Source organism: Mesorhizobium sp. B2-3-12 (assembly GCF_006442205.1).
Classification (GTDB): Bacteria; Pseudomonadota; Alphaproteobacteria; order Rhizobiales; family Rhizobiaceae; genus Mesorhizobium.
Genome location: NZ_VFVR01000001.1, coordinates 466,289 through 484,259 on the forward strand (window position 1 = coordinate 466,289; position 17,971 = coordinate 484,259).

Below are 17,971 nucleotides of genomic sequence, written 5' to 3' on the forward strand. Positions count from 1 at the left end.
GGAAACGGTATCTTCTCCATGAACGGGCGGGAATGGTCCCTGCTTGTCGCCTGCCTGCTGGCGATCACCATCTTCTCCGTCGCATCGCCGCATTATGCCACCTCGGGCAATGCGGTGACTGTGCTGCGCAACAGCGTCGAACTGCTGTTGATCGGCCTTGGCATGACCTTGCTTCTGGCCATGGGCGGTATCGATGTCTCGATCGGTATCGTCATGGGCCTCGCCGCCATTGCCATCGGGCGCATACTCGGCGCCGATGGCAGCCCGTTCCTGGCGATCGTCGCGGGTCCCATGGCCGGCGCGGTGCTGGGCTGCGTGACGGCCGCGGTGGTCGTTCTCGGCCGCGTTCCGGCGATCGTCGGAACGCTTGGCCTGCTGGGCGTCTACCGCACCGCCGTCTTCGTCCTGCTTGGCGGGCAATGGCTCTCCGGCCTGCCTTCGAGCCTCACCGATCTTCTCTCAACCACTGTGTTGGGGATCCCCGTCGCGGCCTTCGCCATAGCCGTTGCCTATCTCGCCGTATGGCTGGCGTTGCGGCGCACGCCCTATGGATTGCACCTGCTGGCAATCGGCAATTCGGAAGAGAAGGCGCGGCTGTCGGGAATCCCGGTGGTCAAGATACGCTTCGCGACCTTCGTCATCAGCGGTGTCCTCACCGGCATCGCCGCCACTTTTTACGTCGCCACATACCGCAATGTCGAAATGACGATCGGCAGCACGCTGGCACTCGATGCAATAGCGGCGGTCATTCTCGGCGGCACCAGCATATTGGGCGGGCGATGCAGCCTGATCGGCACGGTGCTTGGGGTGTTGTTGCTCAGAATTCTGCAAAACGGACTGCTTCTGATCGGTATTCCCTCGCTCTGGCAGCCCGTCGTCACTGGCGTTCTCATCCTTGGCGTGCTCGGCTTCGAAGCCGTCTCCAACCGCCTCCCTCTGGCCCGGTTCCAGCGAGCCCGCGCATGAAAACGCTTCGGAACCTGCAGGGTCCTGCCCTGACCCTCGCCTTGCTGTGCGGACTTTGGCTCATCGTGATCCTGGGCCTGCTGGCGCTAAAACCATCGGTTTTCAATCTCGGCACCGTCACCACCATCCTGCAGTTCTCGACGATCCTCGCTCTGGTCGGCCTCGGACAAGGGCTGGTCATCCTGGCCGGCGGAACGGGCATAGATCTGTCTGTCGGCGGTGCGGTCTCGCTCTCGGCAATCATCGCCATGCTTTGTCTGAAGCTTGGATTGCCGCCTGTTCTGTTGCCGGTCATCTGCATCCTGGCCGGCGCACTGCTCGGTGCGATGAACGGGTGGCTGGTCAACGGTCTCGCCCTTCTTCCCTTCATCGCCACGCTCGGCACCTTCTTCGTCTATTCAGGCGTCGCGCTTGCCGTCACCGGCGGCGCGGCGCAGGCGGGGGTGCCCGCATGGCTGCTTCTGTGGGGCCGTGGGGTTTTCCTGGGCATTCCCGTTCCCTTCCTCACACTCGCCATCCCGTGCTTCGCGCTTGCCGGCCTGGTGCTGATGGCGACCGCCTGGGGCCGCTGGATCTATGCCATGGGTTTCAATGAACGCTCGGCCAAACTGGTCGGCATCCCGGTCGAGCGCGTTCGCTTCATTCTCTATGTGCTGAGCGGTGCCCTTGCCGGTGCCGCAGGCCTCGTCTCGATCGCTTGGCTGGGCAGCGGCAGGCCCAATATCGGCCAGAACCTCGAACTCGAATCGCTGACCGCCGCAATGCTCGGCGGCATCGTCATCACCGGGGGGCGCGGCGGCGTCGGTGGTGTGTTCGCGGCTGTTCTGCTGCTGGTCACGCTGAAGACCGGCCTCTTGCAATTGAACATCAACACGGTCTGGCAGGTGGGGATCGTCGGCGCCCTTCTGGTGTTCGTCCTGCTTGCCGACCGGCTTTCCCAACGTTGGAGATCATAATGCCTTCCATGGAAGAGACCATCGCCGCGCGCGTCGAGGCAGCGGCCGATCGCATCGTCGAAACGCTGAGCGATCTCGTCGCCTTCCCTTCGATCGTGAAATCCAACCCGAAGGAAGCAGGTCCCGGCGAGCGCGATTGCCAGCTCTATCTGCAGAAGCGCATCGAGGCGCTGGGCTTTACGACCGATCTCTGGGATCCGGACGGCCCCGCGCTCTACGAAAAATACAAGGGGCGCGCCGGCGCCAACAAAGGCAGGACGTTCGACGGCAGGCCCAATCTCGGCGGCGTCTTGAAGGGCACTGGCGGCGGTCGTTCCATCATGCTGACCGGCCATATCGACGTCGTCCCGCCAGGCGCCGCCGGACACTGGGCAACCGACCCCTTCCAGCCCGTTCTCAAGGATGGATTCCTGCATGGCCGCGGCACCGTCGACATGAAAGGCGGCGTCGCCTGCATGCTGATGGCGGTCGAGATCCTCAGGGAACTCGAAGTTCCCCTGTCCGGCGACGTCGTTTTCACCACCGTCGTCGACGAGGAAATCGGCGGCATGGGTTCGCTTGCCATGGTCGATCGCGGCTTTCGCGCCGATGCCGGTATCATGACCGAACCGACGGCGAACAAGATCGCTCCCCTCTGTCACGGGATCCTTTGGGGCAAGATCATCATCGACGGCATAGGCGGCCATGCCGAACTGACGCCGAACGCCTGGTATTCGAGCGGTCCGGTCGATGCCGTGCAGCTTTGCCGGCAAATCCTCGACGGCATCGACATCCTCAACCGGCGCTGGATGTTCGACCCCAGGAAGAACCATCCGCTGATGGACCTGCCCAACCAGATCATCGTCACCCAGATCAATGCCGGCGAACACCCCTCCTCGATGGCGGGCCGCGGCGAGATCATCATCGACGCGCAGTACCTGCCAAGCGAGCATGACGAATTCAAGCTGGGCGGCAACGTCAAACGCGAGATCGAAGAGCATATCGCCAATGTCTGTCAGGCGGACCCTTATCTGCGAAAGCACCCTGCCCGCGTCGAATGGATCCTCGACGCCGACTGCGCCGAAATCCCGTCGGACAATCCATTCGTCGGCGTCTTCCGGCAGGCGGTCGAGCAGGCCAATTTGTCGCCGGTCCTCAGCGGCTTTGGCGCGCACAGCGATATCGGCTTGCCGACCGGTCTCGGCAACACGCCGACCGTCAACTTCGGCCCGGGCGATCCGGCGCAGGCACATCAGCCGAATGAACGTGTTTCGGTACGCGATCTCGTCGACTGCACGAAGGCGATCGCGCTCGCCGTCGAGAAATGGTGCCGTTAGAGCCACCCCAGTGGCGATGGCCCGACAGGCTGCGGCTTTTCCAAAAATCAGGGCGGATCGGTTTTGCAGCTGCCGGCAATCTGGCTGACCGCCTCGCCGAAACCGGCGAGGTCGAAATCGGCCTGACCGCGCCCGGACAACAGCCCGAAGCGCCATGACAGCAACAGGCGGTTTGCCGGAACGAGGCGCTTGATGCCATCGGCACCGTCGCGCATCAGCACCCTGCCGCGTGTGCCGACGGACCAGCTCTCGTCGAATTTGCCGGAACCGTCGATGGCGACCGACATGGTGATTCTCCGGCTGGCCGAGACCGCGTCGTTCAATTGCAGCCATTCGGTCCATGCGGGCTCGCCGTCCGCCCGGCAGGCAATGGTCAGCACCGGGCTGTAGCTCAGCGCGCCACCGCCGGTGATCAGCTTGTTGGTGGCATAGACCGACGCGGTGACGAGGCCGTCATTGCCGGTGTCGAAACGCCAATTGTCCGTGCCGGCCCCGGCAGCGCCGCAGGCCAAGGCCAGGAAAAACCCTGTGGCGGCAGCGCGCCTCAGTTCCACGAACACCCGCAACGACATCGCCAATTACCTCTGGTCTTTCAATCAACCAGATAATGATCAAGGCTTCGTATCGCCACTGGCACCCATCACAAGCCAATCCGATGTTGCAGTTTCGCAACGAAAAAGGCCGCCCGGAGGCGGCCTTTCGGAATTCATTGGAATATGCGGACTTATTCGGCGTCCTTGGCCGCTTTTTTCTTCGGCGCGGCCTTCTTCTTCGGCTCTTCCGCGTCGTCGGCGGCTTCGCTCGCCTTGGCTTCGGCCTTCTTGGCGGCCGCCTTCTTCGCCGGCTTCGCCTTGGTCGCGGTCTCGGCCTCCTCGTCGTCGGCCATCAGCTCTTCTTTGCTGACCTTGACGTCGGTGACCGAAATCTGACCGAGCAGGTGATCGACCACCTTCTCCTCGAACATCGGCGCCCTGAGCGCGTTCAGCGCCTCGGGGTTGCCGCGGTAAAATTCGAAGGCTTCCTGCTGCTGATTGGCCGGGAAGCGGCGAACCTGCTCGAACAGGCCGCGCTGCAGTTCCTCGTCCGATACCGTGACACCGGCCTTCTCGCCGATCTCGGCCAGCACCAGGCCGAGGCGCACGCGGCGCTCGGCGAGGCGCATGTATTCGGCGCGCGCCTCTTCCTCGGTCGTCTCTTCGTCGGCGAAGGTGCGGCCGGCGGCTTCCAGGTCGCGGTTGACCTGCGCCCAGATGTTGTTGAATTCCGCCTCGACGAGCTTCGACGGCGCTTCGAACGAATAGGCCGCGTCGAGCTGGTCGAGCAGCTGCCGCTTGACCTTCTGTCGGGTCATCGAGCCGAATTGGTTCTCGATCTGGCCGCGCACGATCTCACGCAGCTTGTCCAGCGATTCCAGGCCAAGGTTCTTGGCGGTCTCGTCGTTGATTTCCAGTTCGCCAGGCTTCGACACTTCCTTGACGGTGACGTCGAAAGTCGCTTCCTTGCCGGCCAGATGCGCGGCCTGGTAGTTTTCCGGGAAAGTCACGGTAACCTGCTTCTCGTCACCGGCCTTGGTGCCGACGAGCTGATCCTCGAAGCCCGGAATGAACTCCTTGGAGCCCAGCACCAGCGGCTGGTCGGTGCCGGCGCCGCCAGCGAAAGCCTCGCCGTCGATCTTGCCGAGATAGTCGATCGAGACGCGGTCGCCTTCAGCGGCTTTGCCGGTCTTCGGCTCGTAGCTGCGCGCCGATTCGGCGACGCGCTTGACCTGGTCGTCGATTTCCGAATCCGGAACGTCGAACACCTGGCGCGTCACCTTGATGTCGGAGAAATCCTTGATCTCGATGGCCGGAATGACCTCGTAGTTGAGGCGAAATTCGAAATCGACGCCGCCGGCCAGGATCTTCTCGGCTTCCTTCTCGTCCTCGGTCATGATGACCTCGGGCTGCATGGCGGCCTTCTCGCCGCGCCCGGTGATGATGGAGCGGGTCGAGTCGTTGAGGATCTCGTTGACGACCTCGGCCATGAACGACTTGCCATAGACCTTGCGGAGGTGCTGCACCGGCACCTTGCCCGGACGGAAGCCGTTGATGCGGACCTTGGTGCGCGCGTCAGACAGCCGGGCCATCAGCTTGGCTTCCATGTCACCGGCCGGCACGGTGATCTTGATCTCGCGCTTGAGACCGGAATTGAGTGTTTCGGTGACCTGCATCGTAAAACCTTTGTTTTCACCAATGAGGCTGCCAAACGGCTCCCTGCCGTTCACAGCCTGCCGGTAATTCTTGCCGGGAATGGCTTTTGGTACGGAACCTGGCGATTTGACCGGAAATACGGCTCAAACTCTCCCAAACTGCGTTCCAAAATGTGAATAAGTTCTTGTTTTTCCTACTTCTTATCACATCTTGTAGAAGCGGATCGTCGCGTTCCGTCACATTTGACACGCCTTTTGTCACAGGCGAGCCTAATTTTCAACAGTCTTCGCGCTTAGGCGAATAACCACATTTCGGCCCTTGCCCGACATCTTGTCTCCGACATTGACAGAATGATGGCTACATGGGATTGCCGGATCATGCGGGTATGGCGGAACTGGTAGACGCACCAGATTTAGGTTCTGGCGAGAGATCGTGGGGGTTCGAGTCCCTCTACCCGCACCACCCTTCGCTCTTCGAGCTTCGAATGGCAGGCCACCTGAGGCTCGCAGCCGAAAGGTGTCCTCCGAAGCCTTGGCGAAGGAGGACCGGCGCCTCAATCTAATAAAGCGGTTCCTCGAACAGCGTCTTGTCGCCGTCGACCAGCGCTTTGATCTGCGCCGTGCCGTCGCTGGCCAACGCCAGCTTGATTCCGAACGGACGCACCCGCATGTCATTCTGGATCGCCAGCCCCTGGCCCTCGGGCAGGTAGAAACGTTCGATCCCATAGTCCGGCGCGATCGTCATGCCTTCGCCGCGCAGATCCCAACCGGCGGCGACATGGCCCGAAATGTCGGCCTCATCGGCAGCGGCCGGCGTCGCCGCCTTGCCGAACCAGGCGGTGGTCGGCGTCCAGTAGCCATCGACGCCCTTCTTCAGCCGAACCACGATCGAGCCATCGTCGCTGGAGAATTTGTCGGCGGGGATGTTGGCGATCATTTTTACCGGTATGCGCGAAATGTCGTAGCCGAGGACAATATAGTCGCCGCGCAACAGGTCGCGCGGATCGACCGGTTCGATCTTCAGCAGCACTTCCTTGCCGTTGCGCAGGATCGCCGCCCGGCCGGCGATGATCCAGCTCAGGAAGCCGATCTGGACGACCGCCAGCACCAGCGCCGAGATAACAAGCCTCTTCCCGGTCATCATGCCGTGGCTCCCCCGGTAGCTGGATCCTTCATGCGTTTTTCGACGCGAATGATAACGATTGCCAGAATGCCGAGCAGCACCGCGGCGGCGAGGAAGAAACCGGCTGTGTCGAGCATGGATTGCAGGGTCACCACATAGATCGTGGCGAGTTCGAAGGCGAAGCCGAGATAGGCGAGCCAGCGCAGCCCCCGGCTCTCGCGCCCCGCGAACACGATTGCCGCAACGATGCCCGCCAGGGCTACGACCGAGGCAAGGGTGAAACCGCTGTTGTAGGTGTGTTCGTCGGCCAGTTCGAACTGGATGACGGCCAGGCCGGTGAGGAAGCCGAGCAATGCGTGCAACGGCAAGCGGCCACCAAGCCGCACGATCCTGTCGACCCGTTCCGGTACAAGGACGCCAGCCGCGAAAAGCACGACAGAGGCAACGACCAGCGGGATCGCCACCGGCAGCGTCGCCTGATCCGTGGCCAAAAGCACGAGATAGAAGAGCAGCGACAGGATGATCAGGTGCCGTGCCGGCTGGCTTCGGGTCCAGAACGATAGGACAAACAGCACGATCGCCATGACGACAAAGACATGCGGAAAGTCGCTGCGGCTGTAATAGTCGAAGCCTTTCAGGAACAGCCAGGCGTCGGCGATGCCGACCGCCGCCACGGTCAGCGGGTTGGAGCGCAGCGCCACCGCCGCCAGCGCCGTGCCGGCGCCCCAAGTGACCAGCGCCGAAGCCTCGTCGCCGGACAAATGATACATCTGGCCGATCAGCGCGATCGACCCGCCGAACGCCGCCGCCGCCACGATCCACAACGCTTCGCCGATCGCCGCATGGTCGCGTGTCTTCAGCACCGCGCCGCCGACATAGCCGCCCAGAATGACCGCAAAGAGTGCTGCCACCCGCGCCAGCCGCGGGATCGCTTCCCAATTGGCGGCGACGAAGATCAGGATGGCCGCTCCAAAGAGCAGCGCCGCCATCATTGCGAGGATCGAACCGAAGCTGAGCGACTGGCGTGCGTTGACCTCGACGTCGCGCCTCAGCAGGTCAGCCGTCGAGGCATCGATCAGCCCGGCCTGTTGCCATCGCCCGATGTCGCCCCTGACCCGCGCTGAGTAGCCCGCCATGTCTTCTCCCCCACCCTGGTCGTCTTTTAGCCGACACAGCCAAACCGTTGACGTCACGGCACTTTCTGATTCTGGCTTCTTTATGTCAGGTCCGTGAAGCCGCGTTAATGTTGCATTGCACAATTTGCATTGCTGCCATGCAGCCATAGCGCTTTTAAATCGATATGGGTCCCCCTATTTATGGTTCGTACACAAACGGAATGATCCGCAAGAAAGACGAAACGAGACTACCATGAACCTGATCCGCAACTACCGCAACTGGCGCCGCTACCGGGACACCGTGTCCGAGCTGAGCCGCCTGAGCAACCGTGAACTGACCGACCTCGGCATCAGCCGCAGCGACATTCCTTACGTTGCTCGCAAGGCGGTCTAATTCTTCGGACCGCGAATGGTCCGAACCAGTTTTGAAAAAGAGAACGACAATGAACCTGATCCGCAACTATCGTAACTGGCGCGTTTATCGCGAGACGGTTACCGAGCTGGGTCGCCTTTCGAACCGCCAGCTGCATGATCTCGGTATCGTCCGCGACGAAATCAAGATCATTGCCCGTAAGGCGATCTAAACTGAATTTCGTCCGGGTCGACCTCCTCCCCGACCCCGACGAATACGGTCAGCCCTTACCTCCTCCCAAGGGTTGACCACCAAAACGGCGCCCGCCGCACCTCCTCCCGCGGCGGGCGCTGTTTCCCCCGGCAAAAGCAATTTTGCCCCAGAGGTTTCGCCCCTCTTAGTCAGGCGAAAAGAATTTCGTCAAAGCCGACCTCCTCCCCGGCGATGACGAATAGGCCCAACCTTCACCTCCTCCCGAGGGTTGGCCACACAAACGGCGCCCGCCGCACCTCCTCCCGCGGCGGGCGTTGTTTCCCCCGGCAAGGTATTTTGCCCCAGAGGTTTCGCCCTCTTTAATGGCGAAAGGAATTTCGTCTGAGCCGACCTCCTCCCCGGCGATGACGAATACGGTCGATCTTCACCTCCTCCCGAGGATCGGCCCCAAAAACGACACCCGCCGGACCTCCTCCCCCGGCGGGTGTTGTTGTTTTCAGGGACAGGCTCTCCCGACCAGGGTTCGCGTTACCGCCGCGCGACAATTGCAATCGCGACGCCAAGCGATTATTCCGGCGGCCATGAGCAAAAATCCAATCCATATCGTCGGCGGTGGTCTCGCCGGTTCCGAAGCCGCATGGCAGGCGGCCGAGGCCGGCGTTCCCGTCATCTTGCATGAAATGCGCCCGGTTCGCGGCACCGACGCCCACAAGACCGATGGCTTGGCCGAGCTGGTCTGTTCCAACTCCTTCCGCTCGGACGACGCCGAGAACAACGCCGTTGGCCTGCTGCATGCCGAGATGCGGCTGGCCGGTTCGTTGATCATGAGCGCCGGCGACGCCAACCAGGTGCCGGCCGGCGGCGCGCTTGCCGTCGACCGCGACGGTTTTTCCGACGCGGTGACCAAAAAGCTCGAAGCGCACCCGCTGATCACCATTGAGCGCGAGGAGGTTCCCGGCCTGCCGCCGGCGGACTGGGATCAGACGATCATCGCCACCGGACCCTTGACCGCGCCCGGGTTGGCCCAGTCGATCGCCGAAGCGACCGGCGCCGATGCGCTGGCCTTCTTCGACGCCATCGCGCCGATCATCCATTTCGACACGATCGACATGGATACCTGCTGGTTCCAGTCGCGCTACGACAAGGTCGGGCCTGGCGGCACCGGCAAGGACTACATCAACTGTCCGATGGACAAGGAGCAGTACCTCGCCTTCGTGCAGGCGCTGATCGAGGGCCAGAAGACCGAATTCAAGCAGTGGGAAGGCACGCCCTATTTCGACGGCTGCCTGCCGATCGAGATCATGGCCGAACGCGGCGTCGAGACGCTGCGCTACGGGCCGATGAAGCCGATGGGCCTGACCAACGCCCACAACCCGACGGTGAAGGCCTATGCCGTGGTGCAGTTGCGGCAGGACAACGCGCTGGGCACGCTCTACAACATGGTCGGCTTCCAGACCAAGCTGAAGCACGCCGAGCAGGTACGCGTGTTCCGCACCATTCCGGGCCTGGAAAACGCCGATTTCGCACGGCTGGGGGGCTTGCACCGCAACACTTACATTAACTCGCCGACCCTACTCGACGCCTCGCTGCAGCTGAAGTCGCGGCCCGGCCTGCGTTTTGCCGGCCAGATCACCGGCTGCGAGGGCTATGTCGAAAGTGCGGCCATCGGCCTGCTCGCCGGCCGCTTCGCCGCAGCCGAGCGGCTCGGCCATGCACCGTCCCTGCCGCCGCTCACCACCGCCTTCGGCGCGCTGCTCAACCACATCACCGGCGGCCATATCGTTTCCGACGACGAGCCGGGCAAGCGATCCTTCCAGCCGATGAACGTCAATTTCGGTCTGTTCCCGCCAGTGGAAGCACAGAAAGTCGAAGGCAAGCGCCTGCGCGGCAAGGACAAGACCGTAGCCAAACGGCATGCGATCACGTCGCGCGCGCGGAATGACTGTCGACAGTGGCTGGGTTTGCCGGCGGAGACGGCTCAGGCAGCGGAGTAGCGGTCAGCCTCTTTGGTTGGGTTTGAAGCCAAAGTAGGATAGTATCCTACTTAACGTTTGGAGCCCCGGTCATGGAATCCGCCGAGAACTATCCATCACCGTCACGCCCGCCATGGCGCGTATGATCCGCGAAAAGGTCGAGGATGGTTCTTCGGCTCGGCAAGCGAGGTCATCCGAGCCGCTCTTCGCGCCTTCCAGCGCGAAGAAGAAGAACATGCCGAGCGTATGGCCGCCATCCGAGCCCGCGTGAAAGCTTCGATCGAAGACACGAGACCGGGCGGTCCATTGGATGAAGCGATCGAGAGAGTAAGAAAACGAATCTCGGGGTTGGCGGGAGAGCGATGATCCAGCGTCTCGCCGTCATTCTTAGTGAAGAAGCGATCGCGGATCTGGGTTCGATAGCCAGCTACATCTTCAATCAGAGCGGAAGCCAGCAAGTCGCCATTAAATTCGTCGACCGCATCGAACTCCGCTGCCAGAGCATCGGCAATGCGCCGCGGTGGCCGGTCCCGTGAAGACATCGTGCCGGGCCTGCGAACCCGTTCGAAAACTCCGCCATTATCGCTTACGTCGTCGACAATGATCTCGTGCGCATCGTCAACATCTTCTACGGCGGCCGCGACTTTGAAACGATGATGCGCGATGGCGGATCAAGCGAGCCATCCTGAGGAACTGCTATTCCGCCGGCTCCGTGCCGGCAAACGGCAACCCCGGCTTACCCGATTCTCCCGGATTTCTCCGCACATACGCCGCCTTCAAGCTCTCCGACGTATCGCGCGAGCCATCATGGCTCCAGCCCGGCGGCTTGATCAGATAGTTGAGCCGTTCGCCCAGAGTCAGCCCGGGCGCAAACGCATCCCGGAACATGCCGATCCATTCGTGGAACGCCACTTTCAGCGGGTTGAAGGTCCCCAGGTTCCTGACGATTCCATAGCGCGGCCGATCTTCTTCCAGCTCCTCGACGAAGGTGCCGAACATGCGGTCCCAGATGATCAGCGTGCCGGCATAATTGGCGTCGAGATAGCGCGGATTGGTGGCGTGGTGGACGCGGTGGTGTGACGGCGTGTTGAAGATGAGCTCGAACCAGCCCCACATCTTGCCGATCGTCTCGGTGTGGATCCAGAATTGCCAGACCAGGTTGAAGCCGAAGGTGAAGGCGATCACCGCCGGGTGAAAGCCGAGCAGCACCAGCGGCGCCTGCAGCACGAACATGAAGGTGAAAAGGCCGGTCCAGCTCTGCCTGAGCGCCGTCGACAGATTGTAGTGCTGGCTGGAATGGTGGTTGACGTGCTCCGCCCACACCCAGCGCACCCGATGCGCGATGCGGTGATAGACGTAGTAGCGCAGATCATCGAGCAGGAAGGCGGTCAGAAAAACCCAGACAGACAGGCCGAGATTGAAGACGCGGAACTGCCACAGCCACAGCAGCGCCCAATAGGAGACGACGCCAAGCAGCAGCCCGGCAACGACATTGCCGGTTCCCATCATCAGGCTGGTCAAGGTGTCGCGCGTCTCGAACGAACCTTTGGCGCGGCCGCTGCGCACCAGCCAGAGCTCGATCAGGATCGCCGCGACGAAAAACGGAATGGCCAGCTGGGTAACTTGCGGAAAATCATAGCTGTCCATCACGCGGCCTCCCTGGCGCCACTCAGTGTTTGCGGCTGAAGCCCGGCCAGCACCGCTTTTGCGTCGCCGGCGTCGGCGAAGGTGAAGCTGCCACCTTTCCAGGTGAAATCGGCAAGCCGCAAAGTGATGGCGTTGGCGGCGTCCGAGGTCAGCGCCGCGACATCACCAGGTGTGACGACTCGGGTCAGGAAACAATCGCCTATGACCTGAACGATGCCGAGACGCCCTCTCCCCAACTCCAGGAAAGCGGCCTGACCGTCGGACGTGAGCCGGACGGCTGTTGCCTCTTCATCCGGATAATCCTGCGCAAAACGTTCGCGTGCTTGCGGCGCGTCGGCGAGCCTTGCCTTGCGGCTGCCGCCGGTGAAATGCACCGCGGCGACGGACAGCGCGATGCCAAGCACGACGATCGCGACAAGCACGGGCAAGCTCATGGGACAGGCATCTCCTCCGACCCGGCCCGTTGTCTCAAGCAACGGTTCCGCGCGGCGATGCTTAGCATGATTGACGTTTACGTCAAAGTGCCGGCCAGCCTTTCGTCGCGCGACGCAGCGTCAACCAGTGCCGGCGCAAAGCCGAGAGCCGAGGGGTGACACGGAGCGGGTCACCTTTTTCGATCTTCGCCAGATAGGCCCGCGACAGCGCCAGCGGCAGAAACGCCGGGCGCAGCGAGGGCGGCAGCGCGGCGGCACCTTGCTCGAAGGCCCGGAGGTGTTCGCGCGCCAGCGCGATCATCGCCGCCACGGCGCGCTGCGCACCAGACCCGCCATCGCCAGCCACAAATTCTTCCGGCGACGATCCCGCCGCCGCCAGTATGTCGGCCGGCACGAAACACTGCCCACGCCTGCGGTGCAGCGGCAACAGCAGCAAAAGCCCTGTAATCGCCTGGGCGCAGCCCGCCCTGCCCGCAAGCTCGGCGAAACGTGGAGCCTCGACCGGATCGAGCATCATCGCCGCAAGCTGGATGAGTGCGGCCGCCGTCTCCCCGCAATAGCCTTCGAGATCGGTGCGCGACGGCATCGGATCGTCGTAGAGGTCGAAGATGCGTGCCTCGAGCATGTTCTCGAAGGCCGGCTTGGGCAGGTTGAACGCTGCGATGGCGGCGTTCAGGGCTTCGGCAACGGGATGGCCCGCGCCCGCCTCGCCGCCGGCGGCGATCACATCGCGCCACCATTGCAGCCGCACCTCGCCGGGCAACGGCTCGTGGATGCGGTCGCGAATGCCCGCGATCTCGGCATTGAAGGCGTAGAGCGAAAACAGCGCGTCGCGCTTGTCGGCGGGCGCGTAGAGCGCCGTCAGATACCGGTCATGATCGGTGGCGCGTACCGCGTCCATGACGATCTCTGTGTTCCCTGGCATGTCAATCGACGGCGATGAGAGCGGCGGCCACGGCGCGGTCTTCCGCCAGAAGGACATTGTAGGTCCGCACCGCGGCGCCGGTCGACATCGGGTCGGACGCTATGCCTACCTCCTTCAGCGCCGCTCGCAGCGCCGGCGGCAACGGCCTGAGATCCCTGCCCATGCCGACCAGCAGGATCTCGACCTTGTCCGCCTCGGCCAGAAGTTTTCCGAAATCCGCGATCGTCAACGCCAGGGGATCCGCCGGCTCCCAGCCATGGATGCCCGTGGGCAGGCAGAGCAGCGAGCCCCGATGCGACATGTCGGCAAAGCGGAACCCGCCATTGCCATAGGCCTCGATCGGCGCACGGCCAGGGAAATGCGCCTCGCGGATGACGATGCCTTTGCCGGCCATCACTCTGTCACCCCTCGAGGCCGCGCGTCAGGTCGCGACCGCCTTGCCGCCACTGACCGGCTTTTCCTCATCGGCCGAGGCCTGCGGCCGCAGCTTGAACAGGATCAGCAAAGGCGCCGCGATGAAGATCGACGAATATGTGCCGAACACCACACCGAACAACATCGCCAGTGTGAAGGAACGGATCACTTCGCCGCCGAACAGCACCAGCGCCAGCAGTGCCAAGCTGGTCGTCACGGACGTCAGCGTCGTTCTCGACAGTGTTTCGTTGATGGCGTTGTTCAACAGCTGCGGCAGCGGCATTCGCTTGTATTTTCGCAAATCCTCGCGAACGCGGTCATAGACCACGATCGTGTCGTTCAGCGAATAGCCGATGATGGTCAGGATCGCCGCCAGCGACGACTGGTTGAATTCAAGCCCTGTTATGACGAAGAAGCCGAGAGTCATGACGACGTCGTGCACCGTCGCGATGATGGCGCCGACCGCGAACTGCCATTCGAAGCGGAACCAGACATAGACCAGGATGCCAATCAGCGCGACGATCATGGCGATCGTGCCTTGCTTGGCCAGTTCGCCGGAAACAGTCGGCCCCACCACCTCGACGCGGCGGAAATCATACTGATCCTGCAACTCGCCGCGCACCTTGTCGATAACCGTCTGCTCGGCATTCTCACCAGCGTCTTGCGTGCCGACGCGGATCAAGACGTCGTTCGGGGCGCCGAACTGCTGCACCTGCACTTCGCCGATATTCAGTTCCGTCAATCGGCTGCGGATATCGCCGATATTGGCATCGCCGCTCTTGGACTGCACCTCGATCAGCGAGCCGCCCTTGAAGTCGATGCCGTAATTGATGCCGACGCTCATGAACAAGACGACGGACAGTATAGAAAGTGTGCTCGACAGCGCGAACGTCCACCGCCGGATACCCATGAACGGAATTTTCGTGCCGGGCGGAACGAAGGTCACCGGCGCGCGCGGCAACTCCTTCGGACGTGCACGCCGCAGCCAGATCGAGACCAGCAGACGGGTGAAGGTGAAAGCGGTAAAGACCGTGGTCAGGATGCCGATGGCATAGGTGATGGCAAAGCCCTTCACTGGGCCGGTACCCAGATAGAACAGCACGACGGTCGCGATCAACGAGGTGACGTTGGAATCGACGATGGTCGCCAGCGCCTTCGAGAAACCGGTGTCGATCGCCTGGATCACCGAGCGACCGGCGCGTCGCTCCTCGCGGATGCGCTCGTAAATCAGAACGTTTGAATCGACCGCCATGCCGATGGTCAGCACGATACCGGCGATACCAGGCAAGGTCAGTGTCGCGCCAAGCAGCGACAGCAGCCCGACGATCATCGCCACGTGCACCGCCAGCGCGATGTTGGCGAGGAAGCCGAGGAAGCCGTAGGCCACGAACATGAAGGCGACGACGAGGATCGAACCGATGATGCCGGCGACCTTACCGGCATGGATCGAATCCTGGCCAAGGCCCGGACCGACGGTGCGTTCCTCGATGACCGTCAACGTCGCCGGCAGCGCGCCGGCACGCAGCAGCACGGCGAGATCATTGGCGCTCTGGGCGGTGAAATTGCCTGAGATCTGGCCGGTGCCGCCGAGGATCGGCTCGCGGATCTGCGGCGCCGAGATCACCTGGTTGTCGAGGATAATGGCGAACAGCTTGCCGACATTTTGCGATGTCGCCTGGCCGAAGCGGGCCGCACCCTTCGAATCGAAACGGAACGAAACCACCGGCTCGTTGTTCTGCGAATTGTATGTCGCCTGCGCGTCGACAAGGTTTTCGCCCGATACGATGACGCGGTTCTCGATCAGGTAGGGAACCGGCGGATCGTCCTGCGAATAAAGCACCGAAGAACCGGCCGGCGGGCGCCCCTTGAGCGCGTCCTGCACCGGCATCGACTGGTCGACCATCTGGAAGGTCAGCTTCGCGGTCTGGCCGAGGATTTCCTTCAGCCGCTGCGGGTCCTGCAGGCCAGGGACCTGGACGAGGATGCGGTCGTCGCCTTGCCGCTGGACGATCGGCTCGGTCGTGCCGAGTTCGTTGACGCGGCGCTCGACCACTTCGATCGACTGCGCCAGCGCGGTCGATGTGCGATATTTGATGCCGGCATCGGTGACGGTGAACTTGAGCAGGCCCGGTTCGGAATCATCCAGCGCCATTTCCTGGATGGAGCCGCCGGTGAACAGGCCGGCCGCGACAGGATCGGTCAAGGTCTTCAATGCCGTCTTGGCGGCATCGACCTGGGCCGGATCGGTGATGCGGACCTGCAAGGTCCGCCCCGTGCCGCCGAGGCCGGTGTAGCCGATCTTGGCATCGCGCAGCAGCGTGCGGATCTCGTCGCGCGTCGTCTCCAGCCGATCCTTGATCAGATCGTTCTGGTTCATCTCGAGCAGGATGTGCGAACCGCCCTGCAGGTCGAGGCCAAGCGTCATCTGCCGCTTCGGCACCCAGCTGGGCAGCTGGGCCAAGGTGCTTGCGGGGATCAGATTGGGCGCGGCGAGGACCACTGTGGCGGCCACGGCCAGCCAGATCAGGATCATCTTGAAGCGCGAGAAATACAGCATCGATTCTTATCCGTTCAGGCGTAAAGCGGCAGCGTTCCGCCATCGGTTCGGTTCGTGGGTACGTTTCTCATTCTGATCACGGCCGGCCCTATCGCGCTTCCTCAGCGATTGTCAATCTTGCCGGTAATGCGCCGGTGCGTAGCAGCAAGGCAATGTTCTTGGCTTCCTGGGCCGTGAAATTGCCCGAAATCTGACCGTAGCCGCCATCGATCGGCTCACGAATGACAGGCGCCGAAATCACGTGATCATCCAGGATCACCGCAAACGGATTGCCTATGTTCTGTGTTGTAACCTGTTTGAACCGTGCCGTACCTTTGGAATCGAGCCGGAATACGACAACCGGTTGACCGCCTTGCGCATTGTAGTTTGCGTTGGCGTCGAGCAGGTTCTTGTCGGAGAGGATAACCCGGTTTTGGACCAGATAAGGAACTGGCGGATCGTCCTGCGTATAAAGTACCACCGAGCCAACAGGCGGGCGGTCGCTGATCGCATCGTTCACGGGCATCGAAAGATCGACCAACTGGAAGCTTAGGCGACCAGGCCGAATGAGGACATCTCTCAGCCTCTGTTGATCCATGATGCTCGGGGCCTGAACAAGAATACTGTCCTTGCCCGCCGATTGGACAACCGCGCTCGTGGCGCCCAAATCCTGGAGACGGTTTTTAATGACCTCGATCGACTGCGTGATCGCGACAGAGTTCCGATACTTCAAACCCGCGTCCGTCAAAGTGAATTTGAGCAACGCGGACCCGCCGTCGTCCAAAGTCATTTCCTGAATACCGCTGTCCGCGACAGGATCGGTTATCGTCTTGAGCGCTGCCTTGGCGGCATCGAGCCGAGCCGGATCGGTGATGCGCAGTTGCACGGCCCTGTCCGATATGGCGAGGCCAGCATAACCAATCCTGGCGTCGAGCAGCAGCGCCCTTATATCGCCGCGTGTAGCCTTCAGCCGCCCTTCGATCACATCGGCCACGTTCAAACGAAGCAGGATGCCATCTTGCTGGCTTGCTTCGACGATCATCCCGCTGTCGGCAAGCCCTTCGGGTCGCATGGCCTGTGGAGGGGCAGCGAAAAGGTTCGAGGCATCGAAGACGAGCGCCGTGGCCACGGCAAGCCACGTCAGCATCATCTTCAGGCGCCAAAGGTGGAACATATACGGTCGCTCGTCAGAGCCCTGTCCGCGGATCGCTCCGCCTGAAATCGGGTTATTTCTTGGCGTTCTGGTTGGCGACCGGTTCGCCCTTGACGCGCACATCGGCGATCGTCGAGCGCAGCGCCGTCACCTTGGTGCCGCCAAGATCGATCTCGAGTTCGTTGTCGTCGATCACCTTGGTCACCTTGCCGACGAAACCGCCGCCGGTGACGACCGTGTCGCCGCGGCGGACCGCCGCCAGCATCTCGCCGCGCTTCTTCAGCTGCGTGCGCTGCGGGCGGATGATTAGAAAATACATGATCACGAAAATCAGGACAAACGGCAAAATGCTGATGAACATATCGGGAGAGGCGCCGCCGATGCCTTGGGCGTATGCCGGTGTCACGAACATCGAGGTACTCCTGAATTTTGAAAAACAGCCGCCGGTTAAGCGAGATTTGGCGGCTCCGCGAAATTTGGCCGGAATATAGTCGGTAAAGTTGTCAATGCAACTGCGGCGCCAGGCAAATCCGCTGCTTTTCCGGCCTGTTTAGCCGTGTTAGAGCAGGATCACGAAAACCGGCAGCCGGTTTTCGGAAAAGATCACGTTCGAACAAATGGTTGCAACCGGTTTCGAAACCGCCGGAATCGAACCGGTTC

The 17,971-nt window shown here is 62.2% G+C and carries 18 protein-coding genes and 1 tRNA gene; 8 read left to right on the plus strand and 11 right to left on the minus strand.

Annotated features, from left to right (window positions below):
* The first annotated feature begins 18 nt into the window (after positions 1-18).
* Genes FJ948_RS02315 through FJ948_RS02325 form a run of 3 tightly spaced genes read left to right on the plus strand, consistent with a single transcriptional unit; the run spans position 19 to position 3,238 of the window.
* A complete protein-coding gene (locus FJ948_RS02315) occupies positions 19-966 on the plus strand; it encodes an ABC transporter permease (RefSeq protein WP_224535096.1) in 948 nt (315 codons plus the stop codon).
* Positions 963-1,922 carry an ABC transporter permease gene (locus FJ948_RS02320; protein ID WP_140701592.1) on the plus strand — a complete coding sequence of 320 codons (960 nt, stop codon included), beginning with the start codon at positions 963-965 and terminating at the stop codon, positions 1,920-1,922. Before FJ948_RS02315 ends, FJ948_RS02320 begins: the two co-directional genes overlap by 4 nt.
* Positions 1,922-3,238 carry an ArgE/DapE family deacylase gene (locus FJ948_RS02325; protein WP_140701593.1) on the plus strand — a complete coding sequence of 439 codons (1,317 nt, stop codon included), beginning with the start codon at positions 1,922-1,924 and terminating at the stop codon, positions 3,236-3,238. The genes FJ948_RS02320 and FJ948_RS02325 overlap by 1 nt, the downstream gene beginning before the upstream one ends.
* Positions 3,239-3,285: 47 nt before the next feature.
* Here FJ948_RS02325 and FJ948_RS02330 read toward each other — a convergent pair whose 3' ends face one another.
* Together FJ948_RS02330 and tig are read right to left on the minus strand one after the other, a co-directional pair.
* Positions 3,286-3,810 (minus strand): hypothetical protein, encoded by a 525-nt coding sequence (locus tag FJ948_RS02330; RefSeq protein WP_181173538.1) that lies wholly within the window; start codon positions 3,808-3,810, stop codon positions 3,286-3,288.
* Between the two features lie 152 nt (positions 3,811-3,962).
* A complete protein-coding gene (gene tig / locus FJ948_RS02335; RefSeq protein ID WP_140701594.1) occupies positions 3,963-5,447 on the minus strand; it encodes a trigger factor in 1,485 nt (494 codons plus the stop codon).
* 359 nt (positions 5,448-5,806) lie between these two features.
* Between tig and FJ948_RS02340 the strand changes: the two genes are divergently transcribed.
* Positions 5,807-5,889 (plus strand) — tRNA-Leu (locus tag FJ948_RS02340).
* A 96-nt stretch (positions 5,890-5,985) separates the two neighbouring features.
* Here FJ948_RS02340 and FJ948_RS02345 read toward each other — a convergent pair.
* Positions 5,986-6,570, minus strand: coding sequence for a GDYXXLXY domain-containing protein (locus tag FJ948_RS02345; RefSeq protein WP_140701595.1), 585 nt, complete (start codon positions 6,568-6,570; stop codon positions 5,986-5,988).
* Entirely contained in the window at positions 6,567-7,685 is a 1,119-nt protein-coding gene (locus FJ948_RS02350) for a DUF2157 domain-containing protein (RefSeq protein WP_140701596.1), read from the minus strand. The genes FJ948_RS02345 and FJ948_RS02350 overlap by 4 nt, the downstream gene beginning before the upstream one ends.
* Positions 7,686-7,917: 232 nt before the next feature.
* Here FJ948_RS02350 and FJ948_RS02355 point away from each other — a divergent pair, with 232 nt between their 5' ends.
* The 4 genes from FJ948_RS02355 (at position 7,918) to FJ948_RS30975 (ending at position 10,738) form a co-directional block, all read left to right on the plus strand.
* Complete coding sequence (locus FJ948_RS02355) at positions 7,918-8,058, plus strand: DUF1127 domain-containing protein (protein WP_013531315.1); 141 nt, start codon at positions 7,918-7,920, stop codon at positions 8,056-8,058.
* Positions 8,059-8,107: 49 nt separating this feature from the next.
* Positions 8,108-8,248: a DUF1127 domain-containing protein gene (locus FJ948_RS02360; RefSeq protein ID WP_065005581.1), complete on the plus strand. Its 141-nt coding sequence runs from the start codon at positions 8,108-8,110 to the stop codon at positions 8,246-8,248.
* 562 nt (positions 8,249-8,810) lie between these two features.
* Positions 8,811-10,223, plus strand: a complete 1,413-nt coding sequence (trmFO, locus tag FJ948_RS02365) for a methylenetetrahydrofolate--tRNA-(uracil(54)-C(5))-methyltransferase (FADH(2)-oxidizing) TrmFO (RefSeq protein WP_140701597.1) — start codon at positions 8,811-8,813, stop codon at positions 10,221-10,223.
* A gap of 341 nt (positions 10,224-10,564) precedes the next feature.
* Entirely contained in the window at positions 10,565-10,738 is a 174-nt protein-coding gene (locus FJ948_RS30975) for a type II toxin-antitoxin system RelE/ParE family toxin (protein ID WP_348642955.1), read from the plus strand.
* Positions 10,739-10,898: 160 nt separating this feature from the next.
* Here the strand turns inward: FJ948_RS30975 and FJ948_RS02380 are convergent, their stop codons facing one another.
* From FJ948_RS02380 to yajC, 7 genes are all read right to left on the minus strand, one after another.
* Entirely contained in the window at positions 10,899-11,849 is a 951-nt protein-coding gene (locus tag FJ948_RS02380) for a sterol desaturase family protein (protein WP_181173539.1), read from the minus strand.
* Entirely contained in the window at positions 11,849-12,283 is a 435-nt protein-coding gene (locus FJ948_RS02385) for a hypothetical protein (protein WP_140701599.1), read from the minus strand. Before FJ948_RS02385 ends, FJ948_RS02380 begins: the two co-directional genes overlap by 1 nt.
* A gap of 82 nt (positions 12,284-12,365) precedes the next feature.
* Complete coding sequence (locus FJ948_RS02390) at positions 12,366-13,208, minus strand: phytoene/squalene synthase family protein (protein WP_181173540.1); 843 nt, start codon at positions 13,206-13,208, stop codon at positions 12,366-12,368.
* 1 nt (position 13,209) lies between these two features.
* On the minus strand, positions 13,210-13,602 hold the full coding sequence (locus FJ948_RS02395) for an Mth938-like domain-containing protein (RefSeq protein ID WP_140701600.1): 393 nt from the start codon (positions 13,600-13,602) through the stop codon (positions 13,210-13,212).
* Between the two features lie 27 nt (positions 13,603-13,629).
* Entirely contained in the window at positions 13,630-16,179 is a 2,550-nt protein-coding gene (secDF, locus tag FJ948_RS02400) for a protein translocase subunit SecDF (RefSeq protein ID WP_140701601.1), read from the minus strand.
* Between the two features lie 88 nt (positions 16,180-16,267).
* Positions 16,268-17,308: a hypothetical protein gene (locus FJ948_RS02405; protein ID WP_140701602.1), complete on the minus strand. Its 1,041-nt coding sequence runs from the start codon at positions 17,306-17,308 to the stop codon at positions 16,268-16,270.
* 76 nt (positions 17,309-17,384) lie between these two features.
* The gene (gene yajC, locus FJ948_RS02410; protein ID WP_140701603.1) at positions 17,385-17,723 is read right to left on the minus strand and encodes a preprotein translocase subunit YajC; all 339 of its coding nucleotides are present in this window, start codon (positions 17,721-17,723) and stop codon (positions 17,385-17,387) included.
* Between the last annotated feature and the right edge of the window lie 248 nt (positions 17,724-17,971).